The sequence below is a fragment of the Fulvivirga aurantia genome (assembly GCF_009711475.1).
Classification (GTDB): domain Bacteria; phylum Bacteroidota; class Bacteroidia; order Cytophagales; family Cyclobacteriaceae; genus Fulvivirga; species Fulvivirga aurantia.
This window is the reverse complement of record NZ_SMMD01000705.1, coordinates 1-6,016: the sequence shown is the minus strand read 5'-3', so window position 1 is coordinate 6,016 and position 6,016 is coordinate 1. Positions and strand designations below refer to the sequence as shown.

At 41.3% G+C, this 6,016-nt stretch carries 1 protein-coding gene; it reads right to left on the bottom strand.

Features of this window, described 5'->3' with window-relative positions; translation table 11 throughout:
• Positions 1–5,830, bottom strand: a 5,830-nt coding sequence (locus E1176_RS07755) for an Ig-like domain-containing protein (RefSeq protein ID WP_185152694.1), incomplete at its 3' end; no start/stop codon positions are given.
• Positions 5,831–6,016 lie beyond the last annotated feature (186 nt).

The following is a 6,016-nucleotide window of genomic DNA, read 5'->3' as shown; positions in this document are numbered from 1 at the left end:
CATCCTGAGCTACATTTGCAGGTACATCAATAGTAATATTACCCGTACCACTTGGTGTAATATCAGCCGTATAGGTATTGCCGTCAACTGCTACAAAGTTTGAAGCTGAACCATTACCTACAACGATGTCTCCAATTGTAAATCCCGTTACGTCTTCACTAAATTCAAAAGTCACATTATAAGCTGCGGTATTATTTACAATAGCAGGAGCTCCTTGAATATCCACAGTTGGCACAACTTCATCAAGATCGTTAAGATTGATTGTGATAGTAGCCGTGTCTGTTAACCCATCATTATCTGTTACTTCTACAGTAAGTGTGAAAGTCGGATTTGATTCAAAATCTAAAGCCGTAGAATTAGCTACTGTAATTTCGCCTGTCGTATTGTTTATTGTAAAGGCTCCTCCAGTATTTCCTGCTATAATTGCATAGTCGACAATGTCGTTGTCATTATCAGTTGCCACTACCGTATGGACAGTTGTTCCATTTGCCGAATTCTCATCTAAAGAAACCGTGGCATCGTTGGCTACAGGAGTGTCGTTTACACCATTTATGGTAATTGCCAGATCGGCAGGTACATTACCACCATTGCCATCACTGGCAACATAGGTAAATGTTTCAGTAAGTGTTTGGCCAACACCTAATGCCTGAACAGTCGCATTAGAATTATCTAACTCGTAGGTGTAAGAGCCATCAGCTGACCAAAACAGGGTACCATAGTTTCCAAAAACGGTACCTGAAGAATTTGCATCGACTGACACAACCGTCAACCCATCACCATCTGCGTCTGTATCATTACTTAATAATTTACCACTCCCATCAGCATCTGTAATGCTAAATACGTCCTCATTTATGCTGTTTGAGTCATTATTAGTAGCGGGCAAGTCATTAATGTTATTGACTGTGATTGTTACCGTGGCATTGTCACATGCAGCAGTTGGTGTTTCATCATCACATACCTGATAAACAAATGTTACATCTCCATTAAAATTTGGATTAGGTGTATAAGTAAAAGACCCATCTGCCAATAGGTTAAGTGTTCCATTAGTAGCAGCGGTAGCACCATCCAATAGTGTGTAAGACAGTGCTGAAGCCAGGTCATCAGGATCGCCATCATTTGTGGAAACGTCTGCAGAGAGGAAGCCGTCCTCGTCTACATTAAAGAAGTCTTGGCCTGCCACCGGTGCAGCGTTCCCTCCACCAGGATTGATTGTTAAGGTGACAGTGGCTATTGCGCAAGCATTGGTTGGTGTTTCGTCATCACACACCTGATAATCAAAGTTAACAGTACCCGTGAAGCCACCAACAGGAATAAACGAATAGGTTCCGTCAGCATTCATTGAAAGTGTACCTTCTGTACCTGGGTTAGGTGCCGTACCACCAACCACTGAATAGCTGAGGTCTCCAGCTACGTCATCGACATCAGAAGCTCCATTGGCGACATCTCCATTAAAGGTTACATTTTCAGTACCCGTCTCGAAAAGATCACTGGCCGTAGGAGCATCATTTACAGGATCTACGGTAATCGTAACCGTAGCGATATCACAACCGGGGGCTGGTGACTCATCATCACACAGCTGATATTGAAAGGTCACGGTACCGAAGAAATTAGCATCGGGCACATAATCAAAAGTACCTGTGGTTTCATTAAATGTGAGCGTACCATTAGCTGCTGCGCTACCACCATCGAAAAGACTGTAAGTGAGATTAGCAGCAACATCATCAGGATCTGAATCGTTTGCAGTTACATCAGCTGCGGTAATAGAACCGTCTTCTAATACCGTTTCACTATCGTTTCCGGCATTAGGTACAGCATTTATATTTATGTTTAATGTAGCATTGGAACATGCACCTTTGCTATCGCAAACAGTATACACGTAAGAGTCTCCAGAAGTATTTGGAGCATCTGGTTCATACGTATAACCTCCGTTTGCATAAATTGTAATTGTACCATCTGTAGTGAAATATGTCCCTGGAGATTGAATGGTTAAAGGCAAATCCCCTTCAGGATCAGAATCATTTGTTATTACATTTCCACTTATTGGGGTTCCCTGGTTGGTAGAGGCATTGTCATCAACTGCAATAGGTGCAGCCTGGTAATTAATGATGATATCTGCGTCTGAGCAATTGGCTGGCAAAATAAGGTTATCACATACTGTATATGTGAAGGTGAATGTACCGACAAATGTGGCTACCGGATTAAAGGTGTAGCCACCTAAAGCAGTTATTGTAAGAGTCCCTTCTGGAGTGTTATAGGTACCAGGGTTATCTACATTTAGGACATCACCCTCCGGATCTGAATCATTAGCTAAAACATTACCAGATACTGTTTGATCTTGATTGGCGTCCGTCACATCATCAACGGCAATCGGATTACCGGTAGCATTGACATTAACGGTTAGATCAGCGTTGGCACAAAGTGGTTCTGTATCACACACTGTATATGTATAGGTAAAAGTGCCCAGGAAGGCTGGCTCGGGATCAAAAGTATACGCTCCGTTAGCGGCTATCGTAAGTGTTCCTTCTCCAGGAAAGTTGAAAGTACCCGGACTAGAAACTGTAAGCGCATTTCCTTCCGGATCTGAATCATTGCTGATTACATTACCTGTAGCATTTACATCCTGAAGAACAGATTGTGTGTCATCTACAGCCACAGGTCCGTCATTGATTGCATTTACCTGAATGGTGACAAATTCTGTATCACAAAGTGCTGGTGACCCATCATCACATACCTGATACTCAAAATTTACTGAACCATTGAAATTCGTATTTGGTGTATAACTGTAAGTACCATCGGTATTTATTACCAAAGTACCGTTTGCCGCTGCTGTGCTTCCGTTGGATAAGCTATACGTTAAGTTAGCCGGAGTATCATCTATATCGGTCACAAGATCTGTGAGTGTACTATTTAAGGTATTATCTTCATCTACTGTTTCTGTTGGGTCTGCAGATGCCACAGGAGCATCATTTACTGGGGAAACCGTAATAGTTACTACTGCATTGTCACATAGTGAAGATACATTATCGTCACAGGCCTGATAAGTAAAACTTACCGTACCATTAAAATTGGCAGTTGGCGTATAACTGTAAGTACCATCAGGGTTAAATGTGAAGGCTGTTCCTGCTGGCGGTGCTCCCACTAAAGAAAAGCTCAGGTTCTCACCATCTGGCTCTGAATCGTTGTTATATACAACTCCGTTGAGGGTTGCATCTTCATTTACAATCGGATTATCATCCTGTGCCACGGGAGGGTTGTTAGCGGCTCCGATATTCATCGTAACCGTAGCTACACTACAGTTATTTCCAGGGTCGCATACCTGATAGTCGAAAGTAACTATACCGGTTTCGCCTGTTCCCGGTTCATATAGAAAAGTACCATTATCATATAAATAGAGCGTACCGACTCCTGTTAATCCTGATGCATAAGCGGTATTTAAGGTAAGTGACTGACCATCAAGCTCGCTATCATTCTCAAACAAATTGCCACTAATTGCTGTATCAATAGGACCAGTAAAACTATCATCAACAGCAACTGGTGCAAGATCTACTTCATTAACCGTTATAGTTACAGTCGCTTCGCTACACTGACTTGGAGTACCATCATCACACACCTGGTAAGAAAATACATCCGTTCCGAAAAAGCCTGTACTAGGCGTATAGTCATATGAGCCATCTGCATTTAAGACTAATGTACCATTGCCTGGCCCGCTCACAGGAGTCGTACTTACAGTAAGATTATCTCCTTCAGGATCTGAATCATTAGTTATAACATTGGCAGAAAGCGTAGTATTTTCATTGGTAGTTCCGGTGTCGTTATTTGCAACAGGTGCTTTGTTACCACTACCAACCGTAATGGTAACCGTAGCTACGCTACACGCCACCGAGGCATTTGGTGCACCATCATCACAAACCTGATACTCAAAGGTATCTATGCCTGTAAAACCATTGTTTGGCGTGTAAGTGTAAGTTCCATTTGCATTTAATATTAAAACTCCATTTGATGGTGGAGTAACGGGACTGGTATTTACTGTAAGTGGGCTACCCTCTTTATCATAATCATTTGACAGAACGTTACCGGAGGTGGCGGTATTGATACTCGTATTGTCACTATCTTTTAGGGCTACTGGCCCATCGTTTATAGGATTTACAGTAAATGAAACTGTGGCGTTATCACATAAAGTAGGATCACCATCATCACAAACTTCATAGGTAAATGAATCTGAACCACTAAACTCTGCTTTCGGTGTGTAAGTGAACGTTCCGTCAGGACTAATCACCACGGAACCATTTTTTGGGCCAGATAGTGGAGTTGTGCTTACTGTAATTACATCACCTGCATCGGGATCGTTATCGTTGGTGGTTAAATTACCAGAGAAAGCAACGTCTTCATCGGTTGTATAATTATCATCTGTAGGATTTGGTGTACAATTGGCAACCACCTCGTATGTAAAAGATTTTTGAAGAGAGTAAGTAAACCACCATGAGTTAATGGTATTTAGGTTTCCGTAATTAGTATTTGTCCAACCGTGATTTGGAGATGGCCGACCATCAAGGTTTACATCATCAGGAGGAGTTGCCTCTCCAATATTACTATCATCCCAATAAATAAGTGGTTCTGTACCTGCGGGTCTTTCAAGACCTACTATAAAACCAGCCTCATTATACTCTGCATCGTAAATCGGAAAGTTAGTAAGCCCGGAAATAATACTTACCCGAGCGGAAAAAGTTGTTCCTTCAGGTACTGGTACGCCAAAGCCATCATTACCATCCCATGGGATAATATTTTTTCCCGGTACCAGATAATCGACAATGATCACATCCTGTGTTCCATAATTTGGACCAGGATTACCATCGAGATCAATAAGTATTTCAGCGTAAGCTATTTTATTCGTTGAAAAAACGACATCAAATTGCTGTGACGGACAACCTACAATTCTAGGTTGAGAAGTAAGAAAAGCTGGCTCTCCTGATGGAAAAAGATCTTCATCCGGATTATTTAAGAATAAGGGATATTCTGCAAAAACGGACCTGAAATTGACAGATTTTCTAGATTCTTCAAAGTTGCCAACAGCAGTTACACCAGACTTATTACACAAAACGGTAAAGAGATATGGTCTCATCCCATTTAGATCAAGCGTAGTTACTACGCTATCAGCAGTGTATGCATAGAATTTAGTCTCTGCTCTACCATTTGGGCTCGCACCACCAGCACCGAACTCCATCATGGTCAGCTCCCATAGCTTAGACCATAATCTACCTGTTTGTATGTTTATTCCATCTGCTACTGTTACATCAAAGTACTTGATAGTATAAGATGTGCTGTAATTTTGAAATTCAATATAATAATCACCTACCTGACCTGGTGAAAAAGATAAAGGATTATATCCGCTGCCACCTACTAATGTTGATGGACCAGCTACTGCTTCGCTATAATCATTGATAAACCCAGACCCTGATGTAGGTGTTGTTCCTGAATAAACTATTGCATTGTCTGATGCTCTCCTAATCCTAAAATTACGGGTAATTTGAATAGGGAAATTTGGATTATCTATACCTTCATAGATGATACCAAACCCGAAATATATTCTTTCTCCCGGTGATTTAATAGAAATAAAGATACGTTCATCAGCGCTGGCGCTATATGTCCCCCAGTTGCTATTACCATCCAGGTTGAGCGCACATAGAGATCCATTGGCATTTTCTCCCTGCGGTTGTAACTCTTTAGTACCTTCTGCATGGGCACTAAATAGGGAACTAATGGAAAATAAAAAGATGCATAAAATTGAGCGAATGGCTAACCTGGTCAGTACTTTGGTAAAGTCTTTTTCCATCAATTGACAGTTTTTTAAATAAAATATAATTGATTTCCCCTCTTTACATACCCCACAGCTACTCATATCCAAACTTAGATAGATGTAACTCCTCAGTTTAATGTTTTAGGTGAATGGCACACTTTACTCGTTGAGTGACACTCACGGAGAGAGCATTAGACGACTATTGAGGAAATAGTCATAGGT